This is a genomic window from Chryseobacterium tructae (assembly GCF_030409875.1).
Lineage (GTDB): Bacteria > Bacteroidota > Bacteroidia > Flavobacteriales > Weeksellaceae > Chryseobacterium > Chryseobacterium tructae.
This window is the reverse complement of record NZ_JAUFQR010000001.1, coordinates 1,123,504-1,140,205: the sequence shown is the minus strand read 5'-3', so window position 1 is coordinate 1,140,205 and position 16,702 is coordinate 1,123,504. Positions and strand designations below refer to the sequence as shown.

14 protein-coding genes and 2 pseudogenes are annotated in these 16,702 nt (G+C 36.5%); 9 read left to right on the top strand and 7 right to left on the bottom strand.

Annotation, left to right across the window (positions count from 1 at the left end):
• Positions 1-80: 80 nt before the first annotated feature.
• The 7 genes from QWZ06_RS05505 to QWZ06_RS05480 all read right to left on the bottom strand — a co-directional run bounded on the left by QWZ06_RS05505 (position 81) and on the right by QWZ06_RS05480 (position 7,012).
• Positions 81-1,094 carry a DUF2931 family protein gene (locus tag QWZ06_RS05505; protein ID WP_290296285.1) on the bottom strand — a complete coding sequence of 338 codons (1,014 nt, stop codon included), beginning with the start codon at positions 1,092-1,094 and terminating at the stop codon, positions 81-83.
• 93 nt (positions 1,095-1,187) lie between these two features.
• On the bottom strand, positions 1,188-2,204 hold the full coding sequence (locus QWZ06_RS05500; protein ID WP_290296282.1) for a DUF2931 family protein: 1,017 nt from the start codon (positions 2,202-2,204) through the stop codon (positions 1,188-1,190).
• A 93-nt stretch (positions 2,205-2,297) separates the two neighbouring features.
• Positions 2,298-3,032 carry a DUF2931 family protein gene (locus QWZ06_RS05495; RefSeq protein ID WP_290296281.1) on the bottom strand — a complete coding sequence of 245 codons (735 nt, stop codon included), beginning with the start codon at positions 3,030-3,032 and terminating at the stop codon, positions 2,298-2,300.
• Positions 3,033-3,061: 29 nt separating this feature from the next.
• Positions 3,062-3,304 carry a hypothetical protein gene (locus QWZ06_RS05490; RefSeq protein WP_290296279.1) on the bottom strand — a complete coding sequence of 81 codons (243 nt, stop codon included), beginning with the start codon at positions 3,302-3,304 and terminating at the stop codon, positions 3,062-3,064.
• Positions 3,305-3,383: 79 nt separating this feature from the next.
• Complete coding sequence (locus QWZ06_RS05485) at positions 3,384-5,003, bottom strand: phospholipase effector Tle1 domain-containing protein (RefSeq protein WP_290296278.1); 1,620 nt, start codon at positions 5,001-5,003, stop codon at positions 3,384-3,386.
• Between the two features lie 36 nt (positions 5,004-5,039).
• A complete protein-coding gene (locus QWZ06_RS27720; protein ID WP_353959936.1) occupies positions 5,040-5,615 on the bottom strand; it encodes a hypothetical protein in 576 nt (191 codons plus the stop codon).
• Between the two features lie 11 nt (positions 5,616-5,626).
• The gene (locus QWZ06_RS05480; RefSeq protein WP_353959935.1) at positions 5,627-7,012 is read right to left on the bottom strand and encodes a phage baseplate assembly protein V; all 1,386 of its coding nucleotides are present in this window, start codon (positions 7,010-7,012) and stop codon (positions 5,627-5,629) included.
• Between the two features lie 423 nt (positions 7,013-7,435).
• On the opposite strand from QWZ06_RS05480, the pseudogene ppk1 reads away from it, so the two are divergent.
• From ppk1 to QWZ06_RS05435, 9 genes and pseudogenes are all read left to right on the top strand, one after another.
• A pseudogene (gene ppk1, locus QWZ06_RS05475) lies at positions 7,436-9,507 on the top strand (polyphosphate kinase 1).
• A pseudogene (locus QWZ06_RS05470) lies at positions 9,504-10,387 on the top strand (Ppx/GppA phosphatase family protein). Before ppk1 ends, QWZ06_RS05470 begins: the two co-directional pseudogenes overlap by 4 nt.
• A 748-nt stretch (positions 10,388-11,135) precedes the next feature.
• A complete protein-coding gene (locus QWZ06_RS05465; RefSeq protein ID WP_290296277.1) occupies positions 11,136-11,357 on the top strand; it encodes a hypothetical protein in 222 nt (73 codons plus the stop codon).
• 26 nt (positions 11,358-11,383) lie between these two features.
• Positions 11,384-11,755, top strand: a complete 372-nt coding sequence (locus tag QWZ06_RS05460; protein WP_290301302.1) for a transposase — start codon at positions 11,384-11,386, stop codon at positions 11,753-11,755.
• 321 nt (positions 11,756-12,076) lie between these two features.
• The gene (locus tag QWZ06_RS05455) at positions 12,077-12,730 is read left to right on the top strand and encodes an NAD-dependent epimerase/dehydratase family protein (protein WP_290296276.1); all 654 of its coding nucleotides are present in this window, start codon (positions 12,077-12,079) and stop codon (positions 12,728-12,730) included.
• Complete coding sequence (locus tag QWZ06_RS05450; RefSeq protein ID WP_290296274.1) at positions 12,727-12,876, top strand: hypothetical protein; 150 nt, start codon at positions 12,727-12,729, stop codon at positions 12,874-12,876. The genes QWZ06_RS05455 and QWZ06_RS05450 overlap by 4 nt, the downstream gene beginning before the upstream one ends.
• Positions 12,877-13,009: 133 nt before the next feature.
• Positions 13,010-15,604 (top strand): choice-of-anchor I family protein, encoded by a 2,595-nt coding sequence (locus tag QWZ06_RS05445; protein ID WP_290296272.1) that lies wholly within the window; start codon positions 13,010-13,012, stop codon positions 15,602-15,604.
• Positions 15,604-16,047: a T9SS type A sorting domain-containing protein gene (locus QWZ06_RS28290; protein ID WP_290296270.1), complete on the top strand. Its 444-nt coding sequence runs from the start codon at positions 15,604-15,606 to the stop codon at positions 16,045-16,047. Before QWZ06_RS05445 ends, QWZ06_RS28290 begins: the two co-directional genes overlap by 1 nt.
• 249 nt (positions 16,048-16,296) lie before the next feature.
• Positions 16,297-16,686, top strand: a complete 390-nt coding sequence (locus QWZ06_RS05435) for a DUF3060 domain-containing protein (protein ID WP_290296269.1) — start codon at positions 16,297-16,299, stop codon at positions 16,684-16,686.
• Positions 16,687-16,702 lie beyond the last annotated feature (16 nt).

Genomic DNA, 16,702 nt, shown 5'->3' with positions numbered 1-16,702 from the left:
TTCATTTTTTTTTAATGTGGAAATTTTTTTCTTTAATCATTTAAATTAGGTGCAGAAACAGAGCAGATCTGACACGTCTTTTACTTATAACTTTCCTTATAATCGCCCGACCATTGGTAAATACGAATACTGTCTGTTGCCAAAGGCTTACCATTGAGTAAAATTTCTATAGAATCATTGTCCGGTGCAATTTTCACCTGCATATCAATTTTATTGCCTGCTTGTTTGAAGGCTTCATTGGTCTTTTCCCAGTTGAAAAAAGCACGCGCATTTAGTTGTTCTTGTTTTTCTTTTCCGGTCTCCCAGAAAAATACCATTTCCTGAGGAATTGCTCTTTCTTTATAAGGCATATTTAAAACCCATGGTCTCAATGCCCCTTCTTTTTCCCCATTATAAGTATAATTGAGCACTTCAAACAACCTGAATTTAGGATTTGTAGAGGTTACCACCGGACGCCAATGGTAGCGTTGTCTGTAATCATCCCATTCTTTGGGGCTGGCATCAGGAATATATAACTCTTTAATTGCTTCTTCATAACGTTCCGGACTTATGCGATACATTGCCAGGTATTTTTCTTTTGCTTTGGCAATTTCTACAGGATCTGTAACAGGCTGAGCCTGGTAACGTCCCAATTCAATACGGGTATTTCCAAAGTTGAGCCATACCACAACCATGCCTTTGGGGGCAAAACCAAAAACCAAAGTAGAAAAACTGTCATAAGCTTTTCCTCCTCCAGATTCAAAACCTCTCCCTAATCTTTTATATTCCTGAGTTTCTCCTTTCTGATCCTCTACTCTGGAATAAGCTCGTTCCATATAATCCTTTATGGTATCCACCGGAAAGTCAACATCTAACCGATAAAAAGTTTCCGTTCCTTCATATCTTGAATAGTAAGTAATATCTGCTCCAATAGGTGTTCCGTATTGTTCTGTCCATGATTTCCCTGAGTCCCACCAGCTCCCTGAACTGCCACCATAAGGCAATCCTGCGCGATTTCCTTCCAACGTTTTTATTTTATCAAATACAGGCTCTATTCTATATTTCGTTGCGGGAGAACATATTTCCACATGGAAAGCCATCTTTTTATCATCCATCTTTTGACATTGTATAAAATGAATACATAATATAAAGCACAAAATACTCTTCAAAATACATCTACTATCCATTTTCAAATGTCAATATTTAGATTACTTATAGCTTTCCTTATAATCCCCTGACCATTGGTAAATCCGGATACTGTCTGTTTCCAAGGGTTTACCATTGAGTAAAATTTCTATAGAATCATTGTCCGGTGCAATTTTCACCTGCATATCGATCTTGTTTCCTGCTTGCTTAAAGGCTTCGTTGGTCTTTTCCCAGTTGAAAAAAGCACGCGCATTTAGTTGTTCCGGTTTCTCTTTTCCGGTTTCCCAGAAAAATACCATTTCCTGAGGAATTGCTCTTTCTTTGTAAGGCATATTTAAAACCCAGGGTCTCAATGCCCCTTCTTTTTCCCCATTATAAGTATAATTGAGCACTTCAAACAACCTGAATTTAGGATTTGTAGAGGTTACCACCGGACGCCAATGGTAGCGTTGTCTGTAATCATCCCATTCTTTGGGGCTGGCATCAGGAATATATAACTCTTTAATTGCTTCTTCGTAACGTTCCGGACTTATGCGATACATTGCCATATATTTTTCTTTTGCTTTGGCAATTTCTGTAGGATCTGTAATAGGCTGTGCCTGATATCTTCCCAGTTCAATACGGGTGTTTCCAAAATTAAGCCATACAATGACCATCCCTTTAGGAGCAAAACCGAAAACCAATGTAGAAAAACTATCATAAGAGTTAACTCCATTAGAAGCACGATATCCTCTTCCCAATCTTTTATATTCCTGAGTTTCACCTTTCAAATCGTCCCAAATGGAATAGGCTCGTTCCATATAATCCTTTATAGTATCCATCGGAAAGTCAACATTTAACCGATAAAAAGTTTCCGTTCCTTCATATCTTGAATAGTAAGTAATATCTGCTCCAATAGGTGTTCCGTATTGTTCTGTCCAAGTTGAGCCTGAATCTCCCCAACTCCCAGAACTACCACCATAAGGCAATCCTGCGCGATTTCCTTCCAACGTTTTTATTTTATCAAATACAGGCTCTATTCTATATTTCGTTGCGGGAGAACATATTTCCACATGGAAAGCCATCTTTTTATCATCCATCTTTTGACATTGTATAAAATGAATACATAATATAAAGCACAAAATACTCTTCAAAATACATCTACTATCCATTTTCAAATGTCAATATTTAGATTACTTATAACTTTCCTTATAATCCCCTGACCATTGGTAAATACGGATACTCTCTATTTCCAAAGGTTTACCATTGAGTAAGATTTCTATAGAATCATTGTCCGGAGCAATTTTCACCTGCATATCGATCTTATTTCCTGCTTGTTTGAAGGCTTCGTTGGTCTTTTCCCAGTTGAAAAAAGCACGCGCATTTCGCTGTTCCTGTTTTTCTTTTCCGGTCTCCCATGTAAATACCATTTCCTGTGGAATCGCTCTTTCTTTATAAGGTATATTTAAAACCCACGGTCTCAATGCCCCTTCTTTTTCCCCATTATAAGTATAATTGAGAACTTCAAACAACCTAAATTTAGGATTTGTAGAGGTTACCACCGGACGCCAATGGTAACGCTGTCTGTAATCGTCCCATTCTTTAGGGCTTGTATCAGGAATGAAATATTCTTTCTGGGACTCTGTATAACGCTCCGGAGTTATACGGTACATTGCCAGGTATTTTTCTTTTGCTTTGGCAATTTCTACTGAATCTGTTACAGGCTGAGCCTGGTAACGCCCCAATTCAATGCGGGTATTCCCAAAATTAAGCCATACTACCACCATCCCTTTGGGAGCAAAACCAAAAACTAATGTAGAAAAGCTATCATAAGCTTTTCCTCCTCCAGATTCAAAACCTCTCCCTAATCTTTTATATTCCTGAGTTTCTCCTTTCTGATCCTCTACTCTGGAATAAGCTCGTTCCATATAATCCTTTATGGTATCCACTGGAAAATCTACATCCAGATGATAATACTTGTTTCATAATCAGCATAATAAGTAATATCTGCTCCAATAGGCGTTCCGTATTGTTCTGTCCATGATTTCCCCGAATCCCCCCATCTTCCTGAAGAACTTCCATAAGGTAATCCAGCTCTGTTTCCTTCCAAGGTTTTTATTTTATCAAATACAGGGGTAACTTCATATTTATTATCAGGCTGCGATATTTCCACATGGAAAGCCATTTTTTTATCATCCATCTTTTGACATTGTGTTAAATTGAAGCATAATACAGTATATAATATGCTTTGTATGAGGTATTGTATTTTACGATTTATCTTATCCATCTTGTATATTTCTTGTACGCTCTTTAGCATTGGTAATTTTTCCTACTCTTGGCCCATATCCTATTTTAGTAGCACTGGCAGACCAGTGAAGGTATTTATTTCTTAATATTTTAAGCTGATCTAAATCTACAAAATCTTCATAATGTATAGTTTTTATTTTTGTTAAGTAGTCTCCCGATGAATTACTTCTGTTGAATTCTGCTATATAAGTATTTCGTAATGTACTACAAGCATTCATATAATTTTTTAACTGATTATGCATTTCAATTAGGAAAGGATCTGTGATTTTGTGACTATCAATCATCTTTTGTTTATATTTAACTCCAAACTGTTCTTGACTTGAGTAATAAAACATTGTATTGAGCGAGACCTTATCATAAGTATTAAATGGTCTTCGTGTTCCTACTAATATGTATTCTGTATTCACACCATATTTGTGTACAGACATAATTTTTTTTATTTCAATTTCTTCCGGAGTATACCAGCCTTCCTCTATCAAGATTTTTCTGAATTGTTCACACCTTCTGCCTTCATTTTCTCTTTCCGTATATAAATCTACTTTTTCCTCATTCCGATTCACATAACATCCTCCAATATCAGAATGTACACCAGGTAATATAAATTGTAACCCCTTTACTCCTGTACTGTCAATGTCCGTTAAATCGAAATTATCACGGTATTCATTATCAGCCGCAATCTGTAAAGTAAAATAGGCTTTTTTCACCGCATCTAGCCCAAGCTGTTTCGTATCCCCATGAATAATAGGAACTCCTGCTATCGACTTTGGACGATGATCCAATCCATAAGAGGCCACTGTATCGTACAACCCGGCAAAGTTGAATGTTATTCTTTTAGGTTCCACATTCCAATATCTTAAACAGGCTCCAAAATAGCCATAGTTCAGCACAAGGCTATCATCTAACCTCACTTTTATTCGTTTTCCTTCTGCTTCATGAGGAGGAATGGCCATCCCATCTTTACTAGATCCTTTAAGTATTCTGGCACGGTTAGTCGCGATATGCAGAAAATGCCTAGCAGCAGTAGCCCCACGGCTAAAACCAAATACGTTTACCGTCAAATGAATGTCTTTCTGTGTATATTTTGCTAATTTTTTTCCTGCTTCCACACAGCCTTTGGTCACTTTTGCCCTCACTCCACGCCCATCTGTACCAAATAAAATCCCTGTATTAGGAATATTCCCCCATAAATGCATTTCACTTTCCCCATCTTTAGTTCCAATTCCTTCTATATATACAGCATATTGATGTTCAATATTTGGATCTATAGCATCAAAACCTCTTGCCACATTAGAATAATCATTGGTATAACTGTCATCATCGTGATTAGATTCCTCATAATCTTTTCCAAGATCGGTATTGGTCTTGTTATTTTGCGTCCCATCAAAAAAAAGATTGAGGCTCACCTCCAATAAGTTAACGGGACTATCATTAGGATGTATTGTTCTCGCTTTATTATAACTAACCCCGGATTCTGTTGCCGATTGTTCCAGAGCGTTTACACAATTGAAGGTAATGTCTCCTTTAGAAAACACCAGATAATCTCCTTTTACGTCAATTTTTATCTTTCCTTCTACAAAATATTCTATGCTCATGATAGCGGTATTAAAATGTTTTCCTTACTAAGTTGATTAGTGGTTTTTAGATTTCTCATTGCTGTTGTTGTTTAGTTCCTTTTCTGCGTGATGTTCTATTTTATTTCCACTGCTTACCTGCATTTCTTCCAGAGAAATAGTTTTATGCTCTTTTTTACCATAAGTTTCCATATCTCCTTTTACATAATGGGTAAGTTTTCCAATCACATTGGTGACAAAATCTTTTCCTACGGTCAGCATATTCATCATGCCTACGCTCAGGGATTTATTGACCCCGATAGATTCGCTGGAGTTCATCTGAACGGTTGTACTCATATTTTGTCCCACATTAATAGATAAGTTACCACCTGCATTGAAGGTAATATCGTTGGGTGCAGTCATGATAATATTTCCCTGCCCGTCCATCAGGTAATTATTTCCGCTTGGATCAATGATGTTGGCACTTCCTTCGTTATCATTCATCAGAATTTTTATTCCGGACTTGGTTTGTATAGAGCGCATATGATTATTGACTCCGCCGCCAAGACCTGTTCCCCCGTGAAACATAGCTCCCATGACAAAAGGTCTGTCAGGATGTCCGTGTTGGAAATTTACCATAACCTGATCTCCCACTTCAGGGATGGCTACATAGCCTCTATTTGCGTAATCTGATTCGTTCCGCCTGCATCAGGGCTCATCATGCGGATAAAGTCAGTGGTTTCATTCAGCTGCCATTCAAACTTTACGCTGATCCTTCCTTGTCCTGAAGGATCTGTATTGGAAACCACCGTTGCAATCTGAGGTTCCGGTCTTGGAGTATAAAACTCCGGCTGAGGCATATATCCTGTTCCTTCGGCTATCGCTTCAAAGCTTCCGGTATAATACCCTCGGGCATTTACCTCATGAACTGTTTCAGTAATCATAAGTGTAGTAAGATGACGGGTTTTATTGGAATCCTGCTCGCGTATTTTGATATCTGCTACACATCCCGGATGAAGGAATGGAATGGAAGCAGAACCTGAAACATTCATCACTTCTACAGCTTTACTTCCAGACGCACTCTTTTGCGAATATTCTACATCGAGATGAGTGACTGCCCTGATGGGAGCAACCTTTAAAGAAGGTGTTTTATAAATTTTGTCATTATTGTTATAAGCCGTTTTGGCCAGATCTCCAAGGTGTTTTACAGAAGTATCTCCCGAGGTTAATTTTTCATTTTCATTACTGTTATACCCATAAAACTGAGGTTTAATAGGTACAGCTTTGAGTTCTATTTTTACGTCATTTACATTACTTCCTTCGATTAATTGGATATGCTGACTACCGGATTTGGGAAGCTTTCCAAAGTGGAGAACATACCCATCATAAAAGAACTGTTCTCCATAAGCTTCAGCCATCCTTGCCAGATAATTGTAATGGGTTTCTTCATATTGGCTGCTGTACAGGATCTGGGAGTTGTCATGAGTATCAATATTAAAATCAAACTCAGAACGGTCTAATCCCTGTTTGATCACTTCATTGGCAATAATTCCCATATTCACTGGTTGATTCCCGCCAAAACTCTGAGTGTGAGGAGCTCCATCGAGCAAAATCGTTGGACTTTGCCCTTTAAGAACAATATCTCCCAGACTTGTCTTTTCCCGGCTAAATCCTACCTGAGTAATCACTCCTACGAATGACATACTGGGAGTATTTTCAACATCTTTATAAGAGAAAGTAGCGGTCAATCTTTTTCCCAGCAGTTTATGAGCATCTTCCAGATTTTGAGTCTGTCTGTTTTCCAGGCTGTCATGGGCAAGGATAATTTCAAATTCATGATGTTTCGTAGCACTTTGGATCAATTTGAAATGTTTGAAATGAGCAACAGCCTTTCCATTGGCATGAACTTCAAGTTTTACCACCCGATTGATTCCTGCCAACTGATGATCAGAAATACTTTTAGCATTGCTCTCTTGTACAAAGGCTGCTTTTTTTAATTTTGAATACCCCTCATTGGAGGGAATTTCATTTTCAATAGTTTTACTTTTCATTTGTGTGTTTTTAAAAATATTTTTCCAGTCTCCCCAAAAAGAGACTTCTTTAGTATTCGTTGAATGTCTGATAGCTAGTTTTCCCTTCTATAAGCTAGAATAGCTTATGAGGGATAATGCAGGAATACCTCATGCAGAGGAGATTAGAAAGTATATCATTTGTGTTGTTTTAGTGTTTATGTTCATAATATAATAAAACGGCACAAATAAATCACACTACATGGAATACATAAGACAAATTAATCGTATTCTATGAATAATACTTAATGGATAAATATCAATAGAATGCTGCCAGAAAAGTTAGTAATATCCATCAATAGAAAGAGATCTTTTTTGATTGTTAAAATTAATCAAAGTTTAACCTAAGAAATAGAGACAGAATCTGTACGAATTATTACTTTTGATAAAATATACACATTTAGAATGTCATTACACTTTAATCCACGAGATATTACATGGTTAGCCTTTAATGAAAGGGTTTTACAGGAAGCCATGGATGAAAAAGTTCCTTTACATTTAAGAATACGTTTTCTTGGAATCTTCTCCAACAACCTGGATGAGTTCTTCCGGGTACGTGTTGCCGGATTAAAGCGTGCTATGGATTTTAAGGAAAAGGTTATTGCCGAATCCTTTTACCAGCCACCTTCCAAAATTCTTCAGCGAATCAATGAAATAGTAATGAGCCAGCAGCTGAATTTCGATAAAACATGGAAAAAGATCCAGACCGAAATGGCGGATCATAAGGTTTTCATTAAGAATTCCAGAAATCTAACTGCACAACAAAAGGATTTTGTCCGAAACTATTTTGATGAAGTGGTTGAATCCAATGTGATTCCAATCCTTCTTCATGAGAATACTCCAATGCCTTACATGAGAGATAAGAGTCTCTATCTTGGGGTTGCCATGAGGAAGAAAGACTGGCAATATTCTAGCAACTATGCCATTATCGAAATTCCTTCCCGTTTTGTAGGACGATTTGTATTACTTCCTACTGAAGATCCTGAAGAAAAAAATGTAATGCTTCTGGAAGATGTAATTACCTTCAATTTACCACACATTTTCTCTTATTTCGGATATGATGAATTTGCAGCTAATGCTTTTAAAGTAACCAAAGATGCAGAACTGGATCTTGACAATGACATTCGAACCAATTTCGCAGAAAAAATAGAAAAAGGACTCAAAAACCGTAGAAAAGGGAAACCTACCCGATTTGTTTTTGATAAAGATATGGATAAGGCTTTGCTGGAACTTTTGATCAGAAAGCTGAACTTAACGAAGAAGGACAGTATTATTCCGGGAGGAAAGATTCACAATTTCAAACATTTCATGGACTTTCCTGATGTTTTCGAAAGTACGAAAGACCTGTGGAACGAACTTCTTTCACTCATCAGGCATTTGAACATGGGGAAAGAGTGACAGATGTTATCATGAAAGAAGATGTACTTCTTACTTTCCCTTACCATAAATACAATCCGGTGATTGATCTTCTGCGTGAAGCAGCTATGGATCCGGATGTAAAATCGATACAGATCACAGCGTACAGACTGGCCAGCAACTCAAAGATCAGTAATGCATTAATCTATGCGGCAAGAAATGGGAAAGAAGTTACTGTAATGCTTGAACTCCAGGCAAGGTTTGATGAGGAATCGAATCTGGAATGGAAAGAAATGCTGGAACCGGAAGGAATTACCGTACTTATTGGACTGCCGGGCAAAAAAGTTCATGCCAAGCTTTGTGTGATTAAAAAGAGAGCTCACAACAAAACCATCCAATATGGATTTGTAAGTACCGGGAATTTTAATGAAAAAACAGCAAGAATTTATGGTGATCATTTGCTTCTGACTTCTGACCGAGGCATTATGGCAGACATCAATAAAGTGTTCAATATACTGAAAAAACCGAAAGATGATTTCCTTCCGATTTTGAAAACTTGTAAAAATTTATTAGTTTGCCCCCAATTTATGCGTGAAAAGATTGTTCACCATATTGATAAGGAGATTGAAGAAGCTAAAGCAGGAAGAAAAGCAGAGATCATCGTTAAAGTTAATTCATTAAGTGACAGATTATTAATAGAAAAACTATACGATGCTGCCACCGTAGGAGTAACCATTCGACTGATTGTAAGAGGAATTTACTGTGCCGTTAACCAAAAAGAATTTAAAGAGAAAATTAAAGCCATTAGTATTGTAGACGAATATCTGGAACATGCCAGAGTTATGTATTTCTACAATAAGGGTGCTGAAGATATGTATATTTCTTCCGCCGACTGGATGACCAGAAATCTTGATTATAGAATTGAAGCTGCAGCTAAAATAACCGACAAGAACCTTAAAAAAGAATTAAAAGATATTCTTGATATCCAACTCCATGATAATGTAAAAGCAAGGATTTTAGACAAAAAGCTGAGCAATGAATATATAAGGAATGATAAAAAAGAATGTCGATCGCAAATAGAAACCTATAAATATTTAAAAGCTAAAACAAGCAAAAAATGAAGATCGCAGCAATAGACATAGGAAGTAATGCCGCCAGACTTCTCATTAATGAAGTAAAAATAAACAATAGAAAACCAGAATTCATCAAACTGAATCTTCTGAGAATTCCTCTGAGATTAGGTATGGATGTGTTTACCATCGGAAAGATAGGCCCCGAAAGAGAAAAATGGTCGTAGATTCCATGAAGATCTTCGGTGATCTGATGAAGATCTATAAAGTAGACCATTACAGAGCCTGTGCTACCAGTGCTATGCGTGATGCCGCCAATGGTGATGAAATTATCAGGCAGGTAAAGGAAGCTTCCGGAATTAATATTGAGATCATTTCAGGAGATGAAGAAGCAACTCTAATTTATGAAAATCATGTCGCTGAAGGTCTTGACAAAGAATTTGCCTATTTATACATTGATGTAGGTGGTGGTTCCACAGAGCTTACATTCTATGAAAATGGTAAAATGCTCTATGAAAGATCGTTCAATATCGGAACAATCCGTCTTCTCAACAATCTGGTTACCTTAGATAACTGGAAAGAAATGAAGGACGAGATCAAAAAAAATATTGTCAGCAAAAAACCGATTGTAGCCATTGGGTCAGGAGGAAACATCAATAAAGTATTCTCCATGAGCAAAACCAAAGACGGAAAGCCCATGTCATTATCTCATCTGAAAAAGGTTCACAAAGAATTCAATGAACTTTCAGTAGAAGAGAGAATGACCCAATATAGTCTAAGGGAAGATAGAGCCGATGTATTGGTGCATGCCCTGAGTATTTTCAATAATGTAATGGCCTGGTCGGATATTAATAAAATTTTTGTTCCGAAAATCTCTGTAGCAGATGGTTTGATCCAAAATATTTACAGTAAATTACAACATAAGAAATAGTTTTTAAAGCATAATTTCATTAAAACCGGACAGTTTTCGTCCGGTTTTGTTTTTTTAGAAGCTATTTCCTGCTTTCCGCTTTATCTTTTTCGCCTGCACCTTTCAAACCCAAAGCAGAAAAAGGATGCCGCTATAATGGTAAGTTTACATTACTTAAAATACTTGAGTAAATTAGTGTAAAAATTAAACCTAAAGAGTAAAAGCAGCAGGATTAAGGCAGACGCTTCTCAGATACTAGATATCGCCCCTGATTTTATCCCCCCCTGCTGCTGTTTTTCTTCTAAATCCGGATAGAACATTGTTTGGTAATAACTTTTTACCATGATGGATCAGAAGAAAAAACCTCTTTAATAAAGTCATTGCTTATGTCAAAAAAATATCAAAAAAGTTATCGGTGTTGATGTTGGCGCTAAATTTTTTTAACGCTAAGCTTTATTAATGAACAAAAATCAAGAATGTGTTTTTCAATATAGAAAAATAACCAGCGTTCGATTCTTTCTTTTTATAAGAAAAAAATATCATCCCAAGAGTATAGCCTTGTTATTGAAGCAACCGGGAATTTCAGCAGCCGTATTCTTCATTTATCCTTGAGCCATGGATTAGAAGTAAGTCTGATCAATTGTATGTCTGTAAAGCATTTTTGCAAGAATGAAAAAAATATAATCAGTAAAAAACAGATGCGGAAGATGCCAGATTAATCAGGCTCTATGGAGAGATGTTCAGCCCCGCTCTTTATGTACCCAAAAGCATGGAGATAGAATATCTGGATCAGGAGATCAAACTTCTGACTGATCTCGAAGAGGAGAAGCGACGTTATGCTGCAAGACTTAAAGCATTACGCTACCATTCACAAATTAATCCAGATACTGAGAAGCATTATGAAAGAAAGCTTAAGCATTTGGATAAAGAAATCAAAGAAGTAGAAAAGCGCCTTCCCCAACTTCAGGATAAAGACTTTAAGAAAAACTAAAGAACTTATACAGTCCGTTTTCCGGAATTGGAGAAAAAACCTCTTTACAATTGATGACGGCTACTTCAGGATTTAAAAATTTTAATTCAGCACAATCATTAGTTAAGTATTTTGGTTTAGCTCCTAGAATATATCAATCTGGAAAAAAATCGTATTCTCCTGGAAAATGTCGCACTTCCAAGACTCATATACGAAGTTTATTGTATGTGTGTTCATGGACGGCGATTAAACACAATCCCCATTGTAAAGAACTTTATTTAAGGTTGTTAGCTAAAGGAAAACCTAAAAAAGCAGCACTCATCGCTGTATGCAATAAACTTTTAAGAATATGCTTTGGAGTAGTTAAAAACAAAGTCCCTTATAATTCTGATTATATAAAAGATAAAATTTTAACTTAAATAATTTGCAAATTAACATAGAACATCAGGGCTATAATATTTCTTTTTCTTACAATTTTCAGCCTTCATTGCAAACATAGCCGTGCAATCTCTCCATCATTATAAACAGAAATACGCCCCTTCAATACACCGTATTTTAGGTTTTGGCTGAAGCCAATGGAATTGTTTTTTTTATTTATTGAGCGGGCTAAAGCCCGCTCCTATTGATGCTGATATGCGCGCTGATAATAGTTGTATAATAACAATTATTTTTTACTTTATCTAAAAAAAATAAAGTAATTCCCCACTCTCATCCGTCATACAACTATCAATAGCAAAACAATGAACTCAATCAAAATAATTCTTACTGGAGCTACAGGAATGGTAGGTGAAGGTGTTTTAATGGAATGCCTTGGAAATCCGAATATTTCTGAAATCCTTAGTGTCAGCCGAAAACCGTCAGGGAAAGAACATCCAAAACTGAAAGAATATATTGTTTCTGATTTTTTATCCATCGATATCAATGATGAAAATCTTAAAGGGTATGATGCCTGTTTCTTTTGTGCCGGAATCAGTAGTGTGGGAATGAATGAAGAAGATTATACCAGAATTACGTATGATACAACCCTACATTTTGCACAAGCTGTCTTACACCAAAATCCGGAAATGGTATTCAATTATGTATCCGGAGCTAGCACCGACAGTACAGAAAGCGGAAAATTGATGTGGGCAAGAGTAAAAGGCAGCACAGAAAATGCTTTGAAAAAAATGAATTTTAAAGCGGCTTACAATTTCAGACCCGGATTTATGAAACCTGTTGAAGGCCAAATACATGTAAAATGGTTTTTCAAACCTTTTATTTGGTTTTTTCCTATTTTTTTACCATCAAAATCACTAACTTTACACGAGGTTGGAAAAGCGATGATCAATACTGTAAAAAAAGGATATCCTTCTTCAACTTTAGAAATTAGAGATATTAAAAATTTAGCGATATGAGAGACATGTTAAAAAGAATTGTTCTGGTTGTTTTTGTACTCTTGGTTGTAACTGCAGTTTCAGGATATTTCTACATGCAGAAACATCCTTTGGAAAATGCTAAATCCGGAACAATGCTAAATTTTTCCGGCAAGGTTACAAAATAGCTGAATCTTAAACTACACCATTATTTGATCTTCTATCAGAAACAGACCTATTTTTTAAACATTTCTTAAAATTCTATTAAAATAATTACGAAACATAAAGTTCATTTTTGTATTTATCTAATTAAAGTCAAAAATGATCAACAACTACCTTTTAAAAGGGTCCGTCATTGCCGCATTCTTTTTTCAGACTGGGCTTTTCGGGCAGACACTTATCCATTACTGGAATTTTAACAATAATGCTTCTGAAGCAGCCATTACTACTCCTTCAGTTACATTGATTAACGGTTCTCTAATATCCTTATCTGGTGGCACAAGCGCGATAGATTTCGCTGGTGGCACCGGACAAAATTTTAATATTGATAATTTAAATGCCAGAAACGGAGATGCATCCGGAACACATTTAAGATTCAACAATCCTATTGGTGGTGCATTACAGTTTAATCTGCCAACAACGGGCTACAATAATATCATTGTAAAATTTACAACAAGAAGATCCGGGCAGGGAGCAGGAACCCAAGCATGGTCATATACAACAGACGGAACTACTTTTATTCCGTACCAAACAGTTGCTCCCCAGGATGTCAATCCGCAATTAATTAGTTTTGATTTCTCCACAGTGGCAGGAGTTTCCAATAATCCTAATTTTAAATTAAAGGTTGAATTCTCTGTAACAGGGGGCGGAACAGGAGGCAATAACCGTTTTGATAATTTTACGGTGGATGCAACACCGACAGGAGGCGTTGACACTACTCCACCTACAACCACCTTCCTTCCTGCCAACAATACCAATAATGCTTCAACGACCGTTAATCCTACTATTTCCTTTAATGAAAATGTAAGATTAACAGACAACTCCGCGATAAACGATTCTAATGCACAAAATCTTGTAGAATTCCGCCTTGGAAACGCTACAGGTACACAAGTTCCCTTTACAACCGCTTTTAGCAGTAACACCATCACTATCATCCCTACTTCCGGCTTATTGCCGGGCCAGGCGTATTATCTGGCTCTTAAACCTAATACTGTTGAGGATGTTAACGATAATGCTATAACCACAGTAGCATCTACTACATTTACAACCGCCGGAACTTCTATCTCTCTTGAGAAAAATTTCATCAAAGTGAATGAAAATGCCGGAACATTAGCTTTCAAAATTAATGTAGCAAATCCTTCTGCAGCAACAGTAAATCTTGTTGTAAAACCGGCTCCTTTCAGTACAGCGGATAGCAATGATTTTACTTTAACAAATCAAACCATCAATATAGATTCTTCTACATCAAGCTATACAGTTAATATCCCTATTATTGATGATACCTTGGAAGAACAAAAAGCAGAATATTTTGTAGTAAGCCTTGAAAGCCCAACGGGAGCTACAATCTCAGGGGACAATTCTGCAACTATTTTCATTGTAGATAATGATAAGCCTGCACCAGTTCCTTCCAATGAAATTAAACTGAATTATATAGGAAGTTTTGATCCTTCCGGAAACAATAACAGTTCTACGGAAATTGTGGTTCATGATCCGGCTACTCAACGATTGTTTACTATTAGTTCTCTTACAGATGTTTTTGATATTATTGATTTCAGTAATCCTACTTCTCCATCGGTTGTTAATACAATCAATATGGCAGCCTATGGCGGGATTACAAGTATTGCTGTAAAAAATGGAATTATTGCTGCGGCATCTCCAAATACTAATCCACAACAAAACGGTTCCGTAGTTTTCTTTGATATCAATGGAAATTTCCTGAAACAAGTAACCGTAGGTGCTTTACCGGATATGATAACCTTTACTCCGGACGGAACAAAAGTAATGACAGCCAATGAAGGAGAGCCAAATGATGCTTATACCATAGATACTGAGGGAACCATCAGTATCATTGATATTTCAGGCGGTATTCCTACTCTTACCCAAAATAACGTAACCACCCTTAATTTTAATAATTTTGATTCTCAGGCTGCTGCTTTAACGGCTACCGGTTTAAGAAAAGTAAGAACCAACAATACTTTATCTCAGGATCTGGAACCTGAATATATCACAGTAAGTGCAGACAGCCAAAAAGCTTGGGTAACGCTTCAAGAAAACAATGCCATTGCTGAGGTTGATATTATCACTAAGAATATTACAAGGATCTGGGGATTGGGTAAAAAAGATATGAGCCTTCCCGGGAATGGTTTTGACGCTTCAGATAATAATGGTGAAATCCTTATTGCCAACTGGCCCGTAAAAGCCTATTATCTTCCAGATGCTGTACAAAATTATAAAGTAGGAAGCACCAATTATATTGTAACAGCTAATGAAGGAGATGAAAAAGACCTGTCAGGATATAGTGAAAGAACTACTGTAGGAGCCAACAATTATACTTTAGATCCTGCTATTTTCCCTAATGCCAACATTTTAAAAGCATCCCATAATCTGGGGAGATTCAGAGTATCTTCTGCTACAGGAAATACGGATGGTGATGCTGATTTTGAAGAAATCGCTGCTTTAGGAGCTCGTTCGTTCTCTATTTTTAATGCAGATACTCAACAACAGGTGTATGACAGTGGAGATCAATTTGAACGCTATATTGCAGCCAATCATCCATTGATTTTCAATGCTGATAATGAATCTAATACCATTAAAAGCAGAAGCCGCGCAAAAGGACCAGAGCCGGAAGGGGTTGCTCTTGGAAACATCAACGGACAACTTATGCCTTCATTACTCTGGAAAGAACGGGAGGGGTAATGGTTTACAATATTACGAATCCAAACAATCCTACTTTTACAGATTATAAACATTCCCGCTCTACCTCAGCTTATGGAGGTGACAACGGCCCTGAAGGAATTATTTATATTGCCCCAGAAAATACGACTACCCATAAAGGCTATGTTATTATCGCCAATGAAATCAGCGGCACTTTATCGATGTATGAAGTATCTCTTCCTCTTACTTTGGCCACCAATGAAATACAATCTGAAAAAGCCACATTCAATATATTTCCGAATCCTGTCAATAAAGGAAATACTTTATACTTCAACAGAAAACAGGATTACGAATTATATGACATGTCCGGAAAGCTAATTGGAAAAGAAAAAAATGCTTTAACAATAAATACATTCAATCTGTCTACAGGAGTCTACCTTGTAAAAACTTCAGAAGGACATCTGAAAAGAATTATTGTGAAGTAATCTAGATTTTTACGATTTGATTGAAGCCTCTAGTTTTAGAGGCTTTTTTATAATGCTGCCAACTCGAATTTAAAAACGGCAAGGATATTCATCTCTGAATCCAAATTAAGAGTACAAGCCATATTCATTCTATCTACACTTTTTAAATAGACACGCTTCATCTTCAAAAAAATAATCATTTAACTTTTGATTAACTATGAGAAAATTATTTTGTACTTATATTTACCCTTTAACAAACACCAAATTCATATGAAAAGTATTAAAACAGGAGCTATTTTAGCAATTCTATTATTGGGAACAGGTACTGCATTTTCTCAATCCACAAAAACAGAATCTACAAAAGGAGTGGAACAATCTAACGGTAAAACAATACAGGTTGACGGCGTTGGGCATAAACTAAACTATACTCTTAATGGTGGAAATGTAGAAGTTGCCGGAGGTGATAATACAGTAACTGTTAAGGGAAGTGCAAGAAAGATTTCAGTTTCAGGAACCGGAAACAAAGTATATATTGATAAAGTAGACAACGTCAACATAGAAGGTGGAAATAATACGGTATACTATAGAACCTCGGGGACAAAATCAGGAAAACCTAATGCTTCTCTTACCGGAGTGGGAAATAAGGTTGTAAAACAATAGAAATAATAAACTATTA

What these genes read in the sequence shown, in the direction of transcription:
- QWZ06_RS05505 (WP_290296285.1), bottom strand. Translation starts at nt 1,094, where the DNA reads ATGGATGATAAAAAGATGGCTTTCCATGTGGAAATATGTTCTCCCGCA.
- QWZ06_RS05500 (WP_290296282.1), bottom strand. Translation starts at nt 2,204, where the DNA reads ATGGATGATAAAAAGATGGCTTTCCATGTGGAAATATGTTCTCCCGCA.
- QWZ06_RS05495 (WP_290296281.1), bottom strand. Translation starts at nt 3,032, where the DNA reads ATGGAACGAGCTTATTCCAGAGTAGAGGATCAGAAAGGAGAAACTCAG.
- QWZ06_RS05490 (WP_290296279.1), bottom strand. Translation starts at nt 3,304, where the DNA reads ATGGATGATAAAAAAATGGCTTTCCATGTGGAAATATCGCAGCCTGAT.
- QWZ06_RS05485 (WP_290296278.1), bottom strand. Translation starts at nt 5,003, where the DNA reads ATGAGCATAGAATATTTTGTAGAAGGAAAGATAAAAATTGACGTAAAA.
- QWZ06_RS05480 (WP_353959935.1), bottom strand. Translation starts at nt 7,012, where the DNA reads ATGAAAAGTAAAACTATTGAAAATGAAATTCCCTCCAATGAGGGGTAT.
- QWZ06_RS05465 (WP_290296277.1), top strand. Translation starts at nt 11,136, where the DNA reads ATGGAGATAGAATATCTGGATCAGGAGATCAAACTTCTGACTGATCTC.
- QWZ06_RS05455 (WP_290296276.1), top strand. Translation starts at nt 12,077, where the DNA reads ATGAACTCAATCAAAATAATTCTTACTGGAGCTACAGGAATGGTAGGT.
- QWZ06_RS05450 (WP_290296274.1), top strand. Translation starts at nt 12,727, where the DNA reads ATGAGAGACATGTTAAAAAGAATTGTTCTGGTTGTTTTTGTACTCTTG.
- QWZ06_RS05445 (WP_290296272.1), top strand. Translation starts at nt 13,010, where the DNA reads ATGATCAACAACTACCTTTTAAAAGGGTCCGTCATTGCCGCATTCTTT.
- QWZ06_RS28290 (WP_290296270.1), top strand. Translation starts at nt 15,604, where the DNA reads ATGGTTTACAATATTACGAATCCAAACAATCCTACTTTTACAGATTAT.
- QWZ06_RS05435 (WP_290296269.1), top strand. Translation starts at nt 16,297, where the DNA reads ATGAAAAGTATTAAAACAGGAGCTATTTTAGCAATTCTATTATTGGGA.